Genomic DNA, 20,012 nt, shown 5'->3' on the forward strand with positions numbered 1-20,012 from the left:
GTGCTTTGGGGCTGTAAAGGGTTACGCATTGAGACATGACGTTTCTGTCATCTTGTGACTAATATGGCACTATGCCTGTCTCATGTGCCTCACAGGCTGTCGGGTAGTTGTCGAATGAGCGGCGCTTGTAATAATAAGGATCAGGGAAGGTGCCTTAGTAGAACGCCTTCGGGACCTAAGGCAGATGGTTTCCACCGCATCGTATCCGGTAAGCGTCAACCCAAGAGCGCCTTCCCGTCTGGATCCGCACGCTCTCACAACGCATCAATAAGCGGATGTTGGCGGACAGCTCATGCGCTACGGCCTTCCAAAGGCCCGCCCGTCGGTGATGCGCGCTGGCGCAGACAGCCCAGAATTTTCTACTCTGGGACAACGACAGATAAGCTCGCCACCGGTACGCGCGTAGCGGACGTACGCGCCATGCGAGAGCGCGCTCCCCAGCCCCTGTGATCGACTGCTGTGATCGATCTTGCCCGAATAATCGATTGGACAAATGTTCTTCAGATCCTGCATCTTGAAAGCAAGACGGTAAGACTCATCGAGAGAGGACGCCAAGATGGCCGATTACGAACAGCCCAAGAGCAGCGGTTGCCCAATGGGGCCCAACGGCGGCGGCGAGGTCAAGGCCCGCTCGCTGCTCGGTCGTACCAACAAGGATTGGTGGCCGGATGCGCTGCCGATCGACATGCTGCACCAGCACGGCGTCTCCCCCGACCCGATGGGCGAAGATTTCGACTATGCCGAGTCGTTCCAGCAGCTCGACTATGCCGCGCTCAAGGTGGACCTGACTGCGCTGATGACCGACAGCAAGGCTTGGTGGCCTGCCGATTACGGTCACTACGGCCCGTTCATGATCCGCATGGCGTGGCACGCTGCCGGCACCTACCGGGTGACCGACGGCCGCGGTGGGTCGTCGTCGGGTCAGCAACGTTTCGAGCCGCTCAACTCGTGGCCGGACAATGGCAACCTCGACAAGGCGCGTCGTCTGTTATGGCCGCTCAAGCAGAAGTACGGCAAGAACATCAGTTGGGCCGACCTGTTCATCCTCGCCGGCAACGTCGCTATCGAGAGCATGGGCGGACCGATCTTCGGCTTCGCCGGTGGCCGCAAGGACGTCTTCGCGTCCGAGGGCGACACGTTCTGGGGTGCAGAGGAACTCTGGGTCAACGAGGGCGCGCAGACGCGGATTAGCGAAGACATGCCCGAACTCGAAGGGCCGCTCGCCGCGATCCAGATGGGCCTCATCTACGTCAATCCCGAAGGTCCGGGTGGTGATCCGAACCCCCTCCTGTCGGCACGCGACATGAAGGCGACGTTCCTGCGGATGGCGATGAACTCCGAGGAGACCGTTGCGCTGACCGCGGGCGGCCACGCGTTCGGCAAGGCGCACGGCGCCAAGCCAGCCCCGCATTTTAAGGCCCCGTCTTCGGAAGCCGTGCACATGCAGGGCCTCGGCTGGCTGACCGACAGCGAGGAGATCGGCCAGGGCCACATCACGACCTCGGGTGTCGAGGGCGCGTGGTCGAACAATCCGACCAAGTGGACCGGCGATTATCTGCGCCTGCTGTTCAAGTACGATTATGAGCTGACCGAGAGCCCGGCCGGCGCGAAGCAGTGGCAGCCGGTAAACCCCGAGCACGAGGACATGGCACCCGACGCGCGCGACCCCAACAAGCGCGTGCCGACGATGATGACCACTGCCGACATGGCGCTGAAGATGGACCCCGAGTTCCGCGAGATCGCGCTGCGCTTCCGTGACGATCAGTCGGCGCTCGACGACGCGTTCGCGCGCGCCTGGTTCAAGCTGACGCACCGCGACATGGGTCCCCGCGTTCGCTACCTCGGGCCTGAGGTTCCGGAAGAGACGCTGATCTGGCAGGATCCGGTTCCAGAGGGCACCGCACCGTCGGACGCCGACGTTGCAGCGTTCAAGGATGCGGTGCTGTCGAGCGGCCTGACGATCGGCCAGCTGGTCAAGACCGCCTGGGCGTCGGCATCGAGCTATCGCCGGTCGGACCACCGCGGTGGTGCGAACGGTGCGCGCATCGCGCTTGCCCCGCAGAAGGACTGGCCGGTCAACGAGCCAGAGCAGCTAAGCAAGGTCCTGGCCAAGCTCAACGAGCTGCGCGGCGACATGTCGCTGGCCGACGCCATCGTGCTGGGCGGTTCGGTAGCGGTCGAGAAGGCGGCACGCGATGCCGGTCATGACGTGTCGGTGCCGTTCCTCGGTGGACGTGGCGATGCGACGCAGGAGTGGACCGACGTCGAGAGCTTCGTGTGGATGGAGCCGCAGGCCGATGGCTTCCGCAACTACCTGAAGACGCGTCACCCGGTGAAGACCGAGGAGCTGCTGCTCGACAAGGCTTCGCTGCTCGGGCTGTCCGCGCCGGAGATGACCGTGCTGGTCGGTGGCCTGCGCGTGCTTGGTGCTAACTTCGGCGATGCGCCCGAGGGCGTCCTCACCGAGCGCAAGGGCCAGTTGACCAACGACTTCTTCGTCAACCTGCTCGACAACGACACGTTCTGGGATCTGGTCGACACGTCGAGCGACGAGAAGTTCATCGGCTACGATCGCGGTGGTCGCGAGAAGAAGTGGCAGGCGACCCGCACCGACTTGGTCTTCGGCTCGAACTCGCAGCTGCGTGCGACGGCCGAAGTTTATGCCGAGAACGGTCACGAGCAGAAGTTCGTTCGCGACTTCATCAAGGCGTGGGTCAAGGTCATGAACGCTGATCGCTTCGACGTCACAGCCAAGCCTGTATCGTCCAACCAGGCGACGTAAGGTTTTATGGAGTGCGGATAAGTCACGCCGGCCTGGACAAGGTTCCAGAAAGCATGGCTTATCCGCCACTCCCCGATGTTATAGTTGTCGCAACTAAGACATGAGCTTGATCGCTCGAATGCATGTAGCCCCCGTCCTAAACGGCAGGCTTACAGCCAATATCGTCACCAACACCCGCGCCCGAACTAGCCGGTCATCAATGCTACGGGCGACGCTATGTTTGGCGGTGAAGCGTTACCCGCCCCAGTCGGAATACTTGTAGGGCAATGGCCCTGATGACAGGGAACCTTGATCAACCCTGATCGGTACGAGACGCAGCGCCTGAAAACGCGGTCTCGGATTTTAGACGCGGCGGTGGTCGCCCCTCACGCCGACGTCTCAGGATCGGACGACAACGGTCGTCACGCGGCGAGTGCCGGTCACGCTCGACAAATCCGGTCATGGCCTCCAGACCATGCATGCATCACTCAGGTGCGCGTAATGTTCGGTCAGGAGCCTTCATGCATCGTCGCCACTTTATCGCGTCTGCCGGTTTTGCCTCCGCGTTGATGGCCCTGCCGGCGATTGCGCGGGCCGCAATAGGTCGCGACGACGCCAAGTTAAGGACGATGCTCGACCGGTTCTTTTACGCGCGATTGGACGAGAGCCCCGAACAGGCGACCTCGCTCGGTCTCGATACGGGTGCGCGGACCCGGCTAAAATCGAAGCTCGACGACACCTCGCGCGCCGGCGAGCAGCGCCAGTTCGCGCGGGCGAAGAGAGAACTGGCGGCGCTGAGGACAGTGTCGCGCGACGCGCTGGGCGACGCGGCGAAGCTCGATTACGACGTGGTCGAATACAGCCTGGACCGCGAGATCGCGGGGCAGCGCTATGCATATGGCGCCAGCGCCGGCCGGTATGCGCCCTATGTGCTGACCCAGTTGACGGGCGCCTATCGCGACGTGCCGGACTTCCTGGCCAACCAGCACGCGGTCCGCAGCGCCGCCGACGCGGACGCCTATGTCGCCCGCGTGCAGGCGTTTGCAGGCACGATCGATGCCGAAACGGAGCGTCAGCGCGAGGATGCCGCCAAGGGGGTGTTCGCCCCGGACTATATCCTCGACACCACGCTGAAGCAGCTGGCGTCGGCGCGGGACAAGGCGCCCGACCTGTCGGGCCCGGCGACTGATCTGGCCGCCAAGCTGAAAGCGGCCAATTTGCCACCCGAGCGCGGCCAGGCGGTAGCGGCACTGATGCGCGACCAGGTGTTCCCCGCGCTCGACCGGCAACGCGCGCTGGTGACCGAACTGCGGAGCACGGCGACGCACGATGCGGGCGTCTGGCGCTTGCCGGACGGTGACGCGTATTATGCAGCAGCCGCGAGCGCCGCGACCACGGTGCAACTGACGGGCGACGAGATCCACAGACTGGGCCTGTCGCAGGTCGCTGAAATCAGCGCGCGCATCGATGGCATCCTCAAGATGCAGGGCATGACGCAAGGGAGCGTCGGCGAGCGTCTGGTCGCACTCAACACGCGACCCGATCAGCTCTTCCCCAATACCGATCCGGGTCGTGAAGCCCTGCTGGAGCAACTCCGTGCGCAGATCGCTGCGATGGCGAAGCGGCTGCCCGAGCAATTCGGAGTTCTCCCCAGAGCGCCGGTCGAGGTCCGCCGCGTTCCCGAAGATATTCAGGCCGGTGCGCCGGGCGGCTATTACCAATCCGCGTCGCTCGACGGGTCGCGGTCGGCGATTTATTTCATCAACCTGCGCGACACGTTCGACCGCCCGAAGTTCGGTCTGGCGACGCTGAGCTATCACGAGGCGATCCCGGGCCACCATCTCCAGGTCATGTCGGCACTGGAGAGCGAGGACATCCCGCTGATCCGCCGCCGCGGCTTCTATTCCGGGTATTCCGAGGGTTGGGCACTCTACGCCGAACAGCTTGCCGACGAGATGGGCGTGTACGACGGAAACCCGTTGGGCCAGGTCGGCTATCTCCAGTCGCTACTGTTCCGCGCGACCCGCCTGGTGGTCGACTCAGGCATGCACGCCAAGCGCTGGAGCCGGGAGAAAGCGACCGATTACCTCATCGCCACCACCGGCATCGCGCGTGGGCGGAGCCAGGGCGAGATCGATCGCTACACGGTCTGGCCGGGACAGGCGTGCAGCTACAAGATCGGCCACACCGTTTGGGTCCGCCTGCGCGACGAAGCCAAGCTGAAGGCCGGCGCCGATTGGGATCCCAAGCAGTTCCACCGCCTGCTGACGATGGGCGCGATGCCGCTGACGGTGCTAGAAAAGGTCGCGCGCGAGCGGATCGACGACGGAAAACCCACGGCATCTAGCGTTTCGTGAACAGTGCTTTGGGCAGGACGACGTGGACGCCCTTGTTGCGGTCGACGAGTTCGGTGATCTCGACATCGCCCGCGACGCTGATCAGCATGTACGCATCGTCGCGCGTCATGCCTTTTTCCGCGACGAGGAAATCGATCATGTTGCGCAGCGCCTTGCGGGTCGCATGGCTGAGATCGTCGTCGAAGCCCATCGCGATATAGGCCTTGGGCGTCTCGGCGCGCGGATAGGTGATCGTCGCCTTCTTGTGCAGCACGAACTCGAACGTACCGGTCAACGAGGTTTCCAGGGCGGTGATATCGACCTCGCCATTGCCCTGTGCGGCATGGCCGTCGCCGACCTGGAACAGCGCGCCGGGGGCAAAGACGGGGAGGAACAAGGTCGTTCCAGCGACGAGTACCTTGTCGTCCATGTTGCCGCCGTTGATCGTCGGCGGCGCGCTGTCGTAACGACCGAACGCCGGCGGCGGCGCGACCCCCATGCTGCCGAAGAACGGCGCCAGCGGTACTTCGACGCCGGGCGCGAATAGGCCGACCATGCGCTTGGTGTCGAGCGGGACGATCTTCATGCGCGCATAGGGAAAATCATCGGTCAGGAACCCCGCCCCGTACCGGAACGCGTTATAGGCATAGGGTATCGCCAGATCGACTTTCCGGATGCGCACTTCCAGCATGTCGCCGGGTTCCGCGCCCGCGATCGCGATCGGTCCGGTCAGGATATGGCCGCCGGGGCCACGTGCGCTGGCCGGGACGCCGTCATAGACGGAACGCAGCGCCGGTTCGACCTGTGCGGGCGCGACGCCGGCCTTTTCCAGACCTGCCGGACTGTTGGTCAGCAACGTATGGATCACCACCGTGTCGCCCGACCGGATCGTCAGCACAGGCTTGTCGGTCGCATCGTAATGCCCCCAGGCGACCGTCTGCGGAGTCGCCTTCAGTTCGTAGGTCGCAGCGCCCGCGGGCGCCGCCGTAGCGACTAAAGCAACCAAGGCAGTATGGATCAGGTGGCGCATCGTCATCCTTTCAATAAGCCAGAGCGCAGTTGCGGGTGCGCATCTCGCCCGCCAACGTCATTGACGCGGGCTGCACCGCCGACGCGATGCTCGACGCAATTCCAGCCGCAGCAATCCGCGCAGGCCCTAAGCCCATGCCCCTAGCTGGTAGCAATGCGCCCCCTGGTGAGGCTGCAACGAAAGATCGACGACGCATGATGGACGCTCCCAGTACTAGTGGGCGATCTTCGCTAGCACCGCGAGCAAGGACAAGAGGCTAATGCGTGCAGTGTCCACGCGGGCTATTTTCCTGAAGGTGACCCGTCGCGATAGATCAGCAAACACTCTCTCAGTCGCGCGGAGCACGGGCGATCACGCCCTGAGCTACACGAAGACGGGCCTTCCATGTCTTAACCGACGGATGCCCGGACGCCAGGCCGGCAAGCCGCCCTTCAATCTGAGCGACCTCTCGCTTGGCTGCATCAAGTTCGGTGGCTGTTGGTGCAGGCTGGATATTAGCCCGCGCATGCGCGCCGGTGCGCCCCTTGCTCTTAGTCATGGACGAGGCGATGGTCTGAGATGCTGGCCGTCGTCAATGAGGGAATAGTATCGGCGCGGCCGCGGCTGGCGACACGAGGCGCCGCTTTCCGACATTCACCCTCGCTTCTCCGCCTTTCACTTTAGCCGTTCATGCATGGCTGTCCAACGCACCCAAGGGGCTTAAGCCTGCGTTGGCAGCCGGCCTGTCAACGGCATACTTCTCAGACGTTTCCCGGTCGCTGAAGCGAGAGCGTTCGCCAGTGCGGCCGCGGTCGGCCCCTGGGCGCACTCACCGGTACCGAGGAACGGCGTGCCCGGCCGATCGACAACCTCGACGGTCACGCTGCGTGGTACATCGGCAAACCGGAGTATCGGATAGGTGCTCCAGTCATAGTCGGTCCGGCGCGTACCGTCATGCCCCGCCGCTTCGAACGCGGTCCAACTCAGCGACTGGACGATCCCGCCCTCGACCTGATTGCGGATACCGTCCGGGTTGACGGCCTCGCCGCTGTCCACCGCAGCGACGGCGCGGTGGACGATAAGCCGACCCTCGTCGGGGATATGCTCGACGTCTAGCGCGACTGCGCAATAGGCACCGTGGTTCTTGTAGCGCGCAAAGGCAAAGCCCCGTCCGCGATTGGGTGTAGCGCGGTATCGCGCCCAGCCGAACCGCGCTGCTGCCCGTCGGATCACGGCGGTCGCCCGCGGATCGTCCAGATGAGCCCGCCGGAACGCAACCGGATCGCGTCCCGCTGCCGCCGCGAGCTCGTCCATGAAGCTTTCGAGTGCGAAAATGTTCAGGTGTGCGCCAAGACCCCGCAGCGCCGAGACGCGCACCGGCATGTCGGGCAGGAAATGACTGACGATCGTCTGGTTGGGAAAGCGATAGAGTGGAATGGCGTTGCGGTCGCCGCCGCCATTGGGCTGCGGGATGGGTTTCGGCGGCGTCGGCTTGAACGACGGTACGATTTCGGCGCCGGCGAGAAGATCGCCCGCTGCGACCGGGCGGGTGCTGTGCGTATTGCTCCACACCTGATGTCGCCAATCGACGATCCGTCCCGACGCATCAAGCGTTGCGTCGACCTGCGCCAGCATCGCCGGCCCAAGCGGTTCCCAACCATGCTCCTGCTCGCGGCTCCACTGCAGCCGAACGGGCAGGCCAGGCATAGCACGAGCGATCAGTGCTGCGTCCCCGGCGACATCGTCCGCACCGTTATGCCCGTAGCACCCTGCCCCTTCGCGGTGGACGCACCGGACGCGATCGGCGGGGATCGCGAGCAGTTCGGCGATCGCCTGCCGCAGCGGCTCGACGCCTTGGCTGTGCGTCCACACCGTCAGTCGATCCTCGGCAAACAGCGCTACCGCACAGGACGGCCCGATCGCGCCATGCATCAGATAGGGTCGGTCATAGCGCGCAGACAGTCGCTGGACGCCGCGCGCGCCGGGATCGTCGCGGCGGTTGTCTATTACCTGACTTTCCCGCCGCATGGTCAGCAACCCGGCCGGCATCGGCGGTAGCGCCGGCACCGCGGCGTCACGCACCCAGCGGCCGCGATTGGCAACGCGAAGGGCCTGCTCGAGCGGCCATTCGCGCGGCCCGACAATCGCCGCGAAACGCCCGAGCCGCACGACCCTGACGACGCCCGGTTGCCGACGTAGCGCGGCCAGGTCGGGCGTCAGTTGCGTGCCGGACGATGGTCCGCGCAGGACCCGCGCATGCACCATGCCGGGCAGCCGCATGTCGTGCACATAGCTTGGCAAGCCGGTCAACTTGGCGGGAAGGTCGACGCGCGGTACCGGCTGCCCGATCAGCCGCCGCGCCTCCTGACGCTTGCGCGGCACATCTGCTCTCGCGCGCACCGCCAGCGAGATCGATGCGGCCAGCGCCGCATAAGTCACGCGCCTTCCCTGCCCGTCGAGCACGGTGCCGTCGCGGGTGAATACCGTGGTCGCCGGCACGCCCCATTGCGTTGCCGCGGTCTCCGCCAGCAGCAGACGGACATTGGCGGCGGCGTTGGCGATCGCGGTGCCGCTCTGTTCGAGCGTCTGGCTGCCCGCGGTCACGCCCTCGTTCGGGGTCAGGCCGGTGTCCGCGGTAATGAGGTCGATCCGTTCGATCGCGACGTCGAGTTCGTCGGCGGCAAGCTGCGCCATCGCTGTCTTTACGCCGGTGCCAAGTTCGACCTTGCCCGTGAACACCGTCACGCGACCGTCCGGCGCGATCCGGATCCAGGCGTCGAGATCGGGGAACTTCGCCAATGTCCCCGGCAGGTCGGGCGCGATTGTCGGCGGTCCGCCGCTACCCTCGCCACCGCCGGTCTGCGCCAGCGCGGCAGCCGGCGCGAGCGAGAATGCAACCAGCAAACCACCCAGCACGTCGCGACGTGACGCCACCCCGCTCACGTCACGGGTTCCGCGGCATCGACCACGCCGCCGCCGCGCATCACCGCTGCTCGTCGGACCGCGCGCAGGATCCGCCTGTGCGTCCCACACCGACACAGCGAGGGTGCCATCGCCGTCCGCAGCTCATCCTCGGTCGGCGTCACCGTCTTGCGCAGCAGCGCTTCTGCACGCGCCATCATGCCGGGGATGCAATAGCCGCACTGCGCCGCTTGTTCGTGAAGAAAGGCGCGCTGAACGTCACCTGGTTTTGCGGCCGTGCCCAGTCCCTCGACCGTCGTAACCTCCCGCGTCCCGATCGCGCCGACGGGAAGCAGGCAGGAGAACACCGGCCTGTCATCGACCAGCACGGTGCACGCCCCACATTGCCCCAGCCCGCACCCGAACTTGGCGGCATGCAGTCCCAGATCGTCGCGCAGCACGTAGAGCAGCGGGGTCGCGGGATCGATATCGACGCGCGTCGTCGCGCCATTGACGGTCAGGTCGATCATTCGCCCTCCTTGCGCGCCGTGGCGACGTCTTTTTCCAAATCTTTCCACGCCGGTCCGGTGCCATGGCGCATTTGCAGATACGCAACGATCTCCGACACTTGCCGGTCGTCGAGAGCATCGGCGAATGCCGGCATGTATGGCCCCCGCGGCGAGACCGGCGGATGGAGACCCTTCAGGATTATCTGGATCGTGTCGCGCGGGTTGTCCTCGTGCAGCGGTGTGCCGAGCGCCAAGGCTGGACGCCCCGCAACCATCATCGCCGCGCCCGGCTCGTGGCATACCGCGCAGGCGCCTTCGTAGAGCCGCGCGCCGTCCGGATGACGCTGCGACGCGAAGGCGCGACGATCGGGCAGCGGCCGCTCGAACCGTGCGGCAGGCGCATCGCGCATCTGCCACGCATAATAGGTCGCGAGCGCGCGAACGTCCGCGGACGCTGCCCGAGCCAGATTATAAGTTACCGATCCCATCGGCCCCGCCGCAGCGGCATGCGCCGTGCTCAGTCCGGTACGGAAATAGGCGTCGAGCCGCTCGACCGTCCATGCCCGTACCGCAGGCGAGTGCGCGTTGATCGGGGGCGCATACCAGCCACCCGACCACCCGCCCTCATACGCCTGCGCGCCGCGCTTCTCCTGCTGCAACAGGCCACGCGGACTGTGGCAAGCGGTGCAATGCGCGAGCGTCTCACCGATGTAGCGTCCCCGGTTCCAGGCAACCGACTGGTGGGGATCGGTTGTGATCGGCTCTCCTCGGAAGAACAGCAGCTTCCACCCGGCAAGCAGTGGTCGAAATCCCAGCGGCAGGATCATCGTGTTGGCGGGTGGAACCGACCGCACGGCCGGTCGGGTCATCAGGAACGCGTACAGCGCGCTCAGGTCGCCGTCCGTCACGTTCGCATAATGGGTGTAGGGAAAGGCCGGGTATAGATGACTGCCGTCACGCCCGACGCCCTCACGCATCGCGCGTCGGAACGCTGCCGGTGACCAGGCGCCGATACCGGTCGCGGGATCGGGTGTGAGGTTGCTGCCGTAGATCGTTCCGAACGGCGTCTTGACCGGATACCCGCCGGCATAGGGACGCCCGCCTGCAGACTGATGGCAACTGACGCAATTGCCCAACCGCGCGACATTGGCGCCCTGCGCAACGAGCGCCGGATCAAACAGACGAGGATCGGGTGGCGTCACGGTCGCGATCGCTGGCCGGTACGCTATGATCGCGAAGACGACGATGCAAACGCACAACGCCGCCACGGCCCAAATGACTCTGCGCGTGATCCCGGACCGGGTCATCCTGGTGTATGTCCGGCGATCAGCGTTCGCCCTCGCCTTCGCCGCCCTCGTTTTCGCCGCCCTCATATTCGCCTTCGCCGCGCTGACCGGCATGGTGTTGTGCGGCACGCGCGCGACGGGGATTGCGGACGACATGGCGCGATTTGGTCGAGCGCACGACGTGGCGACCCTCGCCTTCGCCCTCTCCCTCGCCGCGCTCGTTCTCGCCGCCTTCACCGACCTGATCGACCGACGGCGCCAGGGGTTTGGCTGCTGCTTCGGACAGGATCGCCTGGCCCGACTGCGCGACGACAAAGGCACCGACGCCCATCCACAATTTCGTACGCATACCTAATTCCTTACTCGCCAACGCGTTGGCCGCATGGGCGTGGACTGATAGGGGACCCGCCCAACGTCATGCCGATGCCACGAGAACCCTAATGTTAATCATGATTGCCAACGTTCTGGACGCCGACAATCTCCGGTCGTTGCGAGATAATCTCGGCAAGACGCGCTATGTCGATGGGCGCCGGACTGCCGGTCGCGAAGCCCGCCCGGTCAAGCGCAACGAGCAAGTCGACCGTGCCGACCCGTTGCTGGCCGACATGCAGGACTTGGTGGTTGATCGGTTGCTCGCGAACCCGTTGTTCCGGATGGCGACACGACCGCACGTGGTTCGCCCTCCCTTATTCAGCCGCTACGAACCCGGCATGGCGTATGGCAGCCATGTCGATGACGCGATCATGGGTGGCATGCGGACCGACGTTTCAGTCACGATCTTCCTGTCCGACCCCGATACGTACGAAGGCGGCGAACTGGTGATCGAGTCTGCGGCGGGCGAACAGGATGTAAAATTGGCGGCGGGCGATGCGGTTGTCTATCCAACGACCGCGCTTCACCGCGTCGCGCCGGTGATATCCGGCGAAAGACTGGCCGCCGTCACCTGGGTACGCAGCCTGATCCGCGATGCGGATGCGCGCGAACTGTTGTTCGATCTGGAAACGGCGCGGCACGCGTTGTTTGATCGCCTCGGTAAAACGCCCGAGCTGGATCTGTTGGCGAAAACCCAGTCCAACCTGCTCAGGCGTTGGGCCGAAGATTGAGACTGACTTTTCTCGGTCTCGAGGATCAAACCGGGCCGTCACCCATGCGCTCGCCGAGCCGCACAGGCCGCGCCGGCACCCAGCTTTCATCAAAGGCGATCGTTCCCTGCTGGAATAGCATTACGATGGTCGAGCCAAGCAGGAAGCGCCCCATTTCCTCGCCCTGTTCGAGGGCAATCTCCTGATCGGCATAGCGCCATTCCGTCGGCGTGCCGGTACGCCTGGCATTGACGATGCCGTGCCATACGGTCGCCATGCTGCCGACGATGGTGGCGCCGACCAGCACCATGACGAATGTGCCATGCTCCGGACTCTCGAATACGCACACGAGGCGCTCATTTCGCGCGAACAGGTTGGGCACACCTTGCGCCGTGACGGGGTTCACCGAAAACAGACTGCCTGGAATGTAGCGCATACGGGTCAATCGGCCGGCGCACGGCATGTGGAGACGGTGATAGTCACGCGGCGACAGATAAAGGTTCGCGAAGCTGCCATGACGGAACGCCGCTGCTAACACGGCGTCGCCGCCGATCAGTTCGGTCGTGGTGAACCGATGTCCCTTGGCCTGCACGATGTGATGATCGTCGATCGCGCCGACTTGGCTGATCGCGCCGTCTACCGGGCAGACGAAGTCAGCATGGGCCAGCGGCCGAATGCCCTTCCTCAAAGGCCGCGAGAAGAAGTCGTTGAAGCTTGCGTAGCTGGCAATGTCGGGGTTTTCGGCCTCGCTCATATCGACCCCGTATCTGGCGACGAACCAGCGGATCAGCCGGGTCGTCATAGCACCGCCCCGCGCGGGCGATCCTACCGGCCAGAAGGGTCAGGCGCTGCTTTGGCAGGGCGTATTGCAGCAGGACAGTAAAGCGATCGGACATCTTGAACCCTCGAGTATCGGCCGGCGGAGGTAACGGTCGATGTCCGTTAAGTGAGCGTCTCATCAAGCATATTCTCGAAAGCCCCAAGCCGGCGCGCACTCGAATATGAACGGGAAATCCTCATATGGCGAGCATGGGTGGTCGCGTGAAAAGGATAGCCGGGCTCGCGGAGGCTGCCGCGAGAGCCGCAACAGAGCAAGAAGATGAGGACTGTGCGTTATGCGGGCGGCCGCTAGGGCAACGCGTGGAGCGGCATCACGTTGTTCCCAAGAGCGAGGGCGGCACACAGACCGTGCCGGTACATCCCATCTGCCACCGTACCATCCATGCCTTTGTGGCGAATCGCGAACTGGCCTCAGCCTATGCGACGATGGATAAGTTGCGTGAGCGCAATGATATACGGCAATATCTTCGATGGATCGCTGGCAAGCCGCCTGACTTCCGCGCACCTACACGGCGACGCAACGCGTAGCGGCGGCCATGACCGACGTTCGCGTCCGTCAGCGGGCTTTGGAACTTAGGCCTTTTGATCGGGCGTTAATTTTGTGATTGGGGGCGCATGCGCCCCAGACCGTTGGCGATTACGCCGCGGCCACCTTGGTACGCGTGGAGGTATGACCGCCGGAGCGATGCAGGATCTCGGCTGCATCCTCGGGGGTCACCGCGGCAGCGCTAGTATCGACGGACACGAACACGCCACCCTCGTTAATCCGCCCCTCGTAATAGCTGGCATCAACGCGGCTGACACCGTGATCGGTCATCACTTTCTCAAGCCCCCCGATGGCACCACCGAGGGCTGCTCCGGTTATCGCAGCACCAGGGATCGCCGCCGATGCGATCGCGCCAGCGGCAACCAGGGGACCGACACCCGGGATGGCAAGCGCCGCAATGCCGAGCAGCGTCCCGATGCCAGCGCCGGCCGCAACCTTACCAGCGAACTCCTGCGTATCGCCGTTGCCGTCGGTAGTCGCGGTCTTGCCATCGTGCTGAGCGACGATGGAAATCGCGCGATCGTCGACGCCGGCATTGCGAAGCTCCAATACCGCGCGCTCTGCGTCGGCGTGAGTATCGAAAACGGCGGATATGAGGGTCGTGCTCATTATGATTCCTATCGATGGCTCTGAGTGCAGATGCTCATAGAAGCGGTGTCGACAGACGATCGTTCCAGAGATTGAAGGTTACCGCCGCGGTAACCGAGAATAGACTCTCGCGATCAGGCTTCGTCGGTCGAGATCGGCTTGCGCGCGGCCATCTGTACGGGCTTGCCGATGACCGGGCGGCCGGGCGGCCACCGCCGCGCGATACACCGATCCTTTGCGACCCTCGCGACAGTGACTGCATCGCCCTGATTACCGCCAAGGATATGATACGCATCGGCGTCCTCGCCGACATAGAAGCCGACGTGACCACCGCCCGGACGCGCGAACACCAGCACCGCGCCCGGTGCCAGCCGTTCCGGACGAAGCGCCTGCCCCCATGCCGACCACGACGTCGCGCGAACCGCGATTGCTACCGGCTCGATACCGTCTTCCTGAAGGCAATAGGCGACGAATACGCCGCACCACGGAACGCTATCGGCGTTGTAGACCATGCCCAGCATTTTCGTGCCGAGCCTCTCTGCCCAGCCTAGAATAGTTGCGCTGTTCGCTGAACCGGCAGCCTCTTTCGTGCCCAACTTCGCCCTAGCCGCCTTGAGCCATTTCGGCTCTGTCGCCAAAACGCTTGCTCCTTACACCGACGCAAGTCGAACTGCCCGCGGTCGCGCTTGAACGCGCGGCGCTAGACCATCCGTTCCATCAGCGGCCGCGTCGTCGCCACAACCGCACTGATCATGGACGCGCCGATCATCACGCCATCCGGCGCATCAGTGCCGCGTCCGACTGGCATCAGCCACAGCGTTCAGGCAGTCTGCCAGCACTTCCCATTGCCGGTATTGCTCCGGCCGCCCGGGAGGCGTCTTCTGCATACCCGACGCTACGATCTCGCACGCGCCCATCTGTCCGTGATCGGCCATCAAGGCGAAGGCCTGTTCCCACGCGTTCTGCATCAAACGGACAACCAGTCGGACTCAGCATCGTCGACCGCGGCGAACATGTCGCCCTCGGCCTGCATGGCGCTGAGATGCTTCCGCACCGCTTCGGGATCCCCATTTCGGGGAAGCGGCGGTCGGCGAGTGCGGCCACAGAGAGTTGACCGACAAGATCGCTTCGGTCCTTTTGCGTCACAAGCCACTCGCCGAACGCCGGCTTCGGCTCCTGCTGGTCGTCATCGTGATCGGTCATTTGGCGTCCTTCGAGATCATTGGCCCACCAATCGCATCAGATCGATGTTCTTGCAATGTTCTTGTGTACCGATCTGGATGTGGGAGGGCGACGCCGGCGCGACGCCCTCCCGTTCGCTCAGCGAACCGTACCGCGACGAAACATGTTGACGATCGCGAGCAGGATCACCGCGCCGACCAGCGAGATCAGGATCGACTGGATGTTGAGCGCGCCGTCCATGATCGAAGCGCCACCGATGAGCGGCGTGATCAGGAAGCCGGCAAGCAACGCGCCGACGATGCCGACGACGACGTTGAGGAAGACGCCCTGCTGCGCGTCGGTCCGCATGATCATGCTGGCGACCCAGCCGATGAGTCCGCCGACGACGAGAAGGATAATGAGGTTCATGATGAGGCTCCTGTTCGATATTGGTACAAATGCTCAACGGTCGCGGCGCCCGATCCGTTCAGTTCACGCGGTTTTCGGCAAATTCGAAATTGGTGCTCAAGTACCGGGACCATTGGTAGATTAATGCCGGTGTGACTGGAACCAGGAGCCCTCCACGGCGCTAAACCGGGATGACCAAGATGCCCGCGAAATCGCTGCACGCCCCCACCCTGCACCATCTCGAACAGCTGATGACCGGGCTGCTCGAGGGTGTGATCCTGATGGATCCCACCGGGATCATCCTGAGCGCCAACCCGGCCGCGCTGAAGATGCACGGGGTGCGCGCGGTCGAGGATCTCGGGCAGACCGCGGATGAGTATGCCACGCGGTTCCGGCTACGCTACCGGGATCACCGCAAGCTGCCACGGCGGGACTATCCGCTGATGCGGCTGCTCGCAGGGGACAGCTTTCCCGATCTGATCGTCGAGGTCGCGCCGGTCGACGCCGACGAGCCGCGCTGGGTCCATCAGGTCCGCGACATCGTCATGGACGAGGATGGCGGCGAACCCGATTGCCTGGGCCTCGTCATCAACGACGTCTCCGAACGGTTCGACGCGGAGGACCGGTTCGAGGCGATGTTCCACGCCAACCCCGCCCCCGCACTGATCATCCGCGTCGCCGACCAGCGCTATGTACTGGTCAACCAGGGTTTCCTCGACCTGTCGGGCTATGAGCGTGACCAGATCGTCGGCAAGACGCTGTTCGATTTCGATTTTCTAGCGGAGGTCGAGCGCAAGGCGTTCGTCAAGGACTGCATCGCGGCGGGCACGCCGATCCCACAGCTCGAAGCGGAACTGCCGCTCGCCGGCGGCGAGACGACGCTGGTCATCCTTGCAGGGCAACCGATCGAGGTCGCCAACCAGGACTGCCTGTTGTTCACCTTCGCCGATCTCGAACCACGACGGCGCGCGGAACATGCGCTGAAGGCAAGCGAGCGCCACTTCGCCTCGGTGTTCGAAATGGCGCCGGTCGCGATGGTCGTGACCGAAGGCGGCGACAACCGCATCGTCCAGGTGAACGCGGCGTTCAAGGCGCTGACCGGCTACACCGACCACGCGGTGATCGGCCGCATCGCCGACGACCTGCAACTCTGGAACGATGCCGCGCAGCGCCAGCAACTCGAAACCGAGATCGGCGAGCATGGCGGCTTCCGTAGTCGCGACGTGCAACTGCTGCACAAGGCTGGCGAGGCGCTCGACTGCCTTGTGTCCGCCGAACGGATCAGCGTCGACGGAACGCCGTGCGTGCTGTGGCTATATCAGGACATCTCGGCTCGACGACGCGACGAGTTGGAACTCGTCGAGGCGATCGACACGGTGATGAAGGACGCCAACTGGCTCAGCCGGTCGATCATGGACAAGCTGGCGACCTTGCGGAATCCGCGCGGCGCGACCGGATCCGCGGCCCCCACGGCCGATCTCAGCAAGCGCGAGCGCGAGGTGCTGGAGCTGATCTGCCAGGACCTCGACGACGCGGCGATCTCGGAACGGCTGGGCCTGTCGCGTAACACGGTCCGCAACCATGTCGCGCGGCTGTATGCGAAAATCGGCGTCAACCGGCGCAGCGCCGCGATCGTCTGGGCACATGAACGCGGCGTCGGCCCCTCATAAGGTGCACGACGTGGAAGATGCGGTTTGAGATGCGGTGCCGACAGTTCGGGCCTCATACTGCCGAGCAGGTCCTCAATCCGCATCGCTCACCGACAAGAACGTCACGGTCCCGTTCTCAAGCTTTACGCAGGTAAGGACGCCGGTTTCATAGGCTCCGGTATCGATGCCGATCCGGTTGGCGCGGTGTTCGGGGCTGCTGTTCGTCCAGGTATGCCCATGGACCACGATCTTCTCATGGCGGTTCGGCGAACCGAGAAACTCGTCCCTGATCCACAACAGGTCGGCTTCGGATTGCTCCGCAAGCGGCATACCCGGCACGATACCGGCATGCACGAAGGCGTAGTCGCCGACCGTCAACATCAGGTCGAGCTGTTCCAAGAAGTGCAGATGGGCGACCGGCAAGCGTTCGAGCAGATCGTCGCGCGCGCAAATGCTCTAAGACGTCGGCCGTGGCGCACGGTGGTTCGACCCCATAGGACTGTAACGTTTCCACGCCCCCGAACCGCATCCAGTCGCGCGCTTGCTCCGGATCTCGAACATAGTCGAGCATCACAGCCTCGTGATTGCCCTTGAGAAAGCGCACATCATACGGAGCGTAACGCTTCAGCCAGCAAAGCGCGTCGAGGACGCGCGGAGTCGGGGCCGCGATCGACATAGTCGCCACAAAAAATCAGGGTTGGGGCGGCCGTATCGCTTCGCGTTGCAACGTCTTGAGCGATCTTTGTCAGCAACGAACGAAGCAGTTCGTAGCAGCCGTGGATGTCACCAATCGCATATATGATTTGGCCGTCGACACTGCCGATGATGGGAGGCGTGCCCGGAGACGGAATAGCTGCCGATGTCACCAGTCATTCCCCGTCGATCGCCGCTCTTCAATGAGATCGAGAAGCTGCAGCTGCAAGTCGCGGTAGCGGTCCAGAGTAGCGTCCGGGCGGTCAGATGCGCGTCGCTGCAAATTGGTCCAGCGCCTCTGGACGCGCGCCAAAGCCTCGCTATCGACGCCGGCACGACGCGCCGCTTCATAGGTCGTGAGGAGCTGACGATGCGCCGCCAACAGGCTTGGGCGCATGCACCATGCACGCTCATCGTCTGGCAGATCATCACAATTGTCAGCCGACGGAGGCGGGCGCCGGACATTGTCGGATCGAGCGCCTAACCCGGATCGCTCGACTTGAACCTCGGTCTTGCGAGGGGAGGGCAATGTCTCAGAGGTCGATGCGACCACCGTCGGCGGAGAGACCGATGACGCCGACGTCGTATCTGCAGACGCCGGTATCGGATCAGGAAGGGTTACTGGCGGACGCGGGACGAAAGCGGTTTTACGCACGGTTGAGGTTTTTGCGCCACTGTCGTAGGCCGGGTGGGAGACACGTCGCCTACGAATAGCGCCAGCCCCGCCGATGCGCCCGCCAACACGAGTACGCCAATGCCGATGACCGCCGGCATCAACCCCCGCCGCCGACGCGTCTTCACGATCTTGACGATGCTGGTCGATCGCGGCGTGTCGCGTCGGTCGGTGAAAATTGCGTCGAGATCGCGCGCCACGCCGCTCCGTCGCGTCGCGAATACCGATTCCCGGGTTTCGTGCTCCATTGTTTCACCCTCGGTATCGATGTGTCGGTCGGCGGCGTATTGCCGCGGCAATATGAACGGCGGGCTAATCGCGACCTTGCCGCCGTTAAGGGCCGACGCGATTGCGCAAACGGTTCGACAGGCTACTCGTGATGAACATCATACCGGCTATGGCGAACGACCCACCCCAGATGACCAACACGATGATGAGTGCGATTTTCAGCATTCCCAGTCTCCTAAACGAGGAGACTATCCAAATCGTTCGGCACACCGTCTGAACATAATTGTTATGCGAAGTTCATGATCGTCACTCTGGTTGCGTTCCGCCAGCGCGCCGAACGTCGTCGCTGGGTGGACCCGAGGTGACACACGCGCAGGGGGACAGGCACGGGTGGGCGCGCATGCGCTCCACCGATGCCTAGCCGCGAACTGCGGCGTTGCCCGTTGGCTCTTGTCCGCCATGGACGCGTTGGCCCGCCAAGATGAATGGTACCGTTGCAGCGGGACCGGCCTTTCCGAACAGATAGCCTTGTCCGTAGTCACATCCGCGGTCGAGCAGGTAGCGCGCCTGAACATTGGTCTCGATACCCTCCGCCACGACCTCCATGCCCAATTTGTGACCGAGCCCGACGACAGCGTCGATGATCGCGGCATCGTCGGGATCCGTATCCAGATTGCTGACAAAGCTGCGGTCGATCTTGATGATGTCGACGGGAAAAGCTTTGAGATGCGTAAGCGATGCGTACCCCGTGCCGAAATCGTCGAGTGCGATCTTCACGCCTTCATGACTGAAGACGTTCAGCGCCTCCGCGACGGAGTCCGCGCCGCGACCGAGGAATACCGTTTCGGTGACCTCGAGCTCGAGACGCGCGGTCGCTATGCCCGAGCGGTGCAGGCGCTCCAGAATTCGTGAAACGAGGGATTCGTGGCGGAACTCGGCGGGCGAAAGGTTGACCGCGATGCGCCCGAACTCAACGCCGTCGTCGAGCCAGCGACGCATGTCCTGGATGATTTGGGCGAACATCCGTTCGCTGATACCGGTGGCCAAATCGAGATCCTCGAATGCGGCGGCGATGGTTCCGGGCGCTTGCACACCCAGCGTCGGGTGATGCCAGCGCAGGAGCGCCTCGAAACCACAAACTGCGTCGTCCTTCAGCGAGACCTTCGGCTGATAATAGGGCATGATCCGGTTATCCCGGGCGGCATCGCGGGCAACGCTGATCATTGAGGACCGTCTCTGGAGGTCGGCGCGCATCGCCGCTCGGAAGGGCAGAAACCCACCACGGTTGCGCTCCTTCCCCGCGTATAGCGCGATGTCGGCGGCCTTGAGCAAATCTGCGGC

Annotated in this window: 19 protein-coding genes and 1 pseudogene; 6 read left to right on the top strand and 14 right to left on the bottom strand. The window is 64.0% G+C overall.

Annotated features, from left to right (window positions below; genetic code table 11):
* Positions 1-556 precede the first annotated feature (556 nt).
* Both katG and QP181_RS12815 read left to right on the top strand, forming a co-directional pair.
* The gene (gene katG, locus QP181_RS12810) at positions 557-2,782 is read left to right on the top strand and encodes a catalase/peroxidase HPI (protein ID WP_443027540.1); all 2,226 of its coding nucleotides are present in this window, start codon (positions 557-559) and stop codon (positions 2,780-2,782) included.
* 500 nt (positions 2,783-3,282) lie between these two features.
* Positions 3,283-5,118, top strand: a complete 1,836-nt coding sequence (locus QP181_RS12815) for a DUF885 domain-containing protein (RefSeq protein ID WP_333928743.1) — start codon at positions 3,283-3,285, stop codon at positions 5,116-5,118.
* Here the strand turns inward: QP181_RS12815 and QP181_RS12820 are convergent.
* The 4 genes from QP181_RS12820 to QP181_RS12835 all read right to left on the bottom strand — a co-directional run bounded on the left by QP181_RS12820 (position 5,105) and on the right by QP181_RS12835 (position 10,718).
* Entirely contained in the window at positions 5,105-6,127 is a 1,023-nt protein-coding gene (locus QP181_RS12820; protein WP_333928744.1) for an acetamidase/formamidase family protein, read from the bottom strand. The genes QP181_RS12815 and QP181_RS12820 overlap by 14 nt on opposite strands.
* Positions 6,128-6,826: 699 nt before the next feature.
* Positions 6,827-9,049, bottom strand: coding sequence for a xanthine dehydrogenase family protein molybdopterin-binding subunit (locus QP181_RS12825; RefSeq protein ID WP_333928745.1), 2,223 nt, complete (start codon positions 9,047-9,049; stop codon positions 6,827-6,829).
* A complete protein-coding gene (locus QP181_RS12830) occupies positions 9,046-9,537 on the bottom strand; it encodes a (2Fe-2S)-binding protein (protein ID WP_333928746.1) in 492 nt (163 codons plus the stop codon). The genes QP181_RS12825 and QP181_RS12830 overlap by 4 nt, the downstream gene beginning before the upstream one ends.
* Positions 9,534-10,718, bottom strand: a complete 1,185-nt coding sequence (locus QP181_RS12835) for a cytochrome c (protein ID WP_333928747.1) — start codon at positions 10,716-10,718, stop codon at positions 9,534-9,536. The genes QP181_RS12830 and QP181_RS12835 overlap by 4 nt, the downstream gene beginning before the upstream one ends.
* 25 nt (positions 10,719-10,743) lie before the next feature.
* Between QP181_RS12835 and QP181_RS12840 the strand changes: the two genes are divergently transcribed.
* Complete coding sequence (locus tag QP181_RS12840; protein WP_333928748.1) at positions 10,744-11,157, top strand: hypothetical protein; 414 nt, start codon at positions 10,744-10,746, stop codon at positions 11,155-11,157.
* Between the two features lie 19 nt (positions 11,158-11,176).
* Entirely contained in the window at positions 11,177-11,905 is a 729-nt protein-coding gene (locus QP181_RS12845; protein ID WP_333928749.1) for a Fe2+-dependent dioxygenase, read from the top strand.
* Positions 11,906-11,930: 25 nt separating this feature from the next.
* Here QP181_RS12845 and asd read toward each other — a convergent pair whose 3' ends face one another.
* Both asd and QP181_RS20230 read right to left on the bottom strand, forming a co-directional pair.
* Positions 11,931-12,686, bottom strand: coding sequence for an archaetidylserine decarboxylase (gene asd / locus QP181_RS12850; protein ID WP_333928750.1), 756 nt, complete (start codon positions 12,684-12,686; stop codon positions 11,931-11,933).
* Positions 12,687-12,726: 40 nt separating this feature from the next.
* Positions 12,727-12,843, bottom strand: a pseudogene (locus QP181_RS20230) (hypothetical protein); the annotation flags it as partial.
* Positions 12,844-12,913: 70 nt separating this feature from the next.
* On the opposite strand from QP181_RS20230, the gene QP181_RS12855 reads away from it, so the two are divergent.
* Positions 12,914-13,252, top strand: coding sequence for an HNH endonuclease (locus QP181_RS12855; protein ID WP_333929631.1), 339 nt, complete (start codon positions 12,914-12,916; stop codon positions 13,250-13,252).
* A gap of 109 nt (positions 13,253-13,361) precedes the next feature.
* Here QP181_RS12855 and QP181_RS12860 read toward each other — a convergent pair whose 3' ends face one another.
* The 3 genes from QP181_RS12860 to QP181_RS12870 all read right to left on the bottom strand — a co-directional run bounded on the left by QP181_RS12860 (position 13,362) and on the right by QP181_RS12870 (position 15,449).
* On the bottom strand, positions 13,362-13,880 hold the full coding sequence (locus QP181_RS12860; RefSeq protein WP_333928751.1) for a general stress protein: 519 nt from the start codon (positions 13,878-13,880) through the stop codon (positions 13,362-13,364).
* Positions 13,881-13,993: 113 nt separating this feature from the next.
* Positions 13,994-14,497: a TIGR02594 family protein gene (locus tag QP181_RS12865; protein ID WP_333928752.1), complete on the bottom strand. Its 504-nt coding sequence runs from the start codon at positions 14,495-14,497 to the stop codon at positions 13,994-13,996.
* 682 nt (positions 14,498-15,179) lie between these two features.
* Positions 15,180-15,449, bottom strand: coding sequence for a GlsB/YeaQ/YmgE family stress response membrane protein (locus tag QP181_RS12870; protein ID WP_093400148.1), 270 nt, complete (start codon positions 15,447-15,449; stop codon positions 15,180-15,182).
* A 170-nt stretch (positions 15,450-15,619) separates the two neighbouring features.
* On the opposite strand from QP181_RS12870, the gene QP181_RS12875 reads away from it, so the two are divergent.
* Positions 15,620-17,098 (top strand): PAS domain-containing protein, encoded by a 1,479-nt coding sequence (locus QP181_RS12875; protein ID WP_333928753.1) that lies wholly within the window; start codon positions 15,620-15,622, stop codon positions 17,096-17,098.
* 72 nt (positions 17,099-17,170) lie between these two features.
* On the opposite strand, the gene QP181_RS12880 is transcribed toward QP181_RS12875, so the two are convergent.
* The 5 genes from QP181_RS12880 to QP181_RS12900 all read right to left on the bottom strand — a co-directional run bounded on the left by QP181_RS12880 (position 17,171) and on the right by QP181_RS12900 (position 20,003).
* Positions 17,171-17,500, bottom strand: coding sequence for a metallophosphoesterase family protein (locus QP181_RS12880; protein WP_333928754.1), 330 nt, complete (start codon positions 17,498-17,500; stop codon positions 17,171-17,173).
* 182 nt (positions 17,501-17,682) lie between these two features.
* Entirely contained in the window at positions 17,683-17,943 is a 261-nt protein-coding gene (locus QP181_RS12885) for a metallophosphoesterase (RefSeq protein ID WP_333928755.1), read from the bottom strand.
* Complete coding sequence (locus tag QP181_RS12890) at positions 17,940-18,167, bottom strand: hypothetical protein (RefSeq protein WP_333928756.1); 228 nt, start codon at positions 18,165-18,167, stop codon at positions 17,940-17,942. The genes QP181_RS12885 and QP181_RS12890 overlap by 4 nt, the downstream gene beginning before the upstream one ends.
* Before the next feature lie 221 nt (positions 18,168-18,388).
* Positions 18,389-18,691 carry a hypothetical protein gene (locus QP181_RS12895; RefSeq protein WP_333928757.1) on the bottom strand — a complete coding sequence of 101 codons (303 nt, stop codon included), beginning with the start codon at positions 18,689-18,691 and terminating at the stop codon, positions 18,389-18,391.
* A 397-nt stretch (positions 18,692-19,088) separates the two neighbouring features.
* On the bottom strand, positions 19,089-20,003 hold the full coding sequence (locus QP181_RS12900; protein WP_333928758.1) for a putative bifunctional diguanylate cyclase/phosphodiesterase: 915 nt from the start codon (positions 20,001-20,003) through the stop codon (positions 19,089-19,091).
* Between the last annotated feature and the right edge of the window lie 9 nt (positions 20,004-20,012).

The sequence above is a fragment of the Sphingomonas sp. LR55 genome (assembly GCF_036856015.1).
Taxonomy (GTDB): Bacteria; Pseudomonadota; Alphaproteobacteria; order Sphingomonadales; family Sphingomonadaceae; genus Sphingomonas.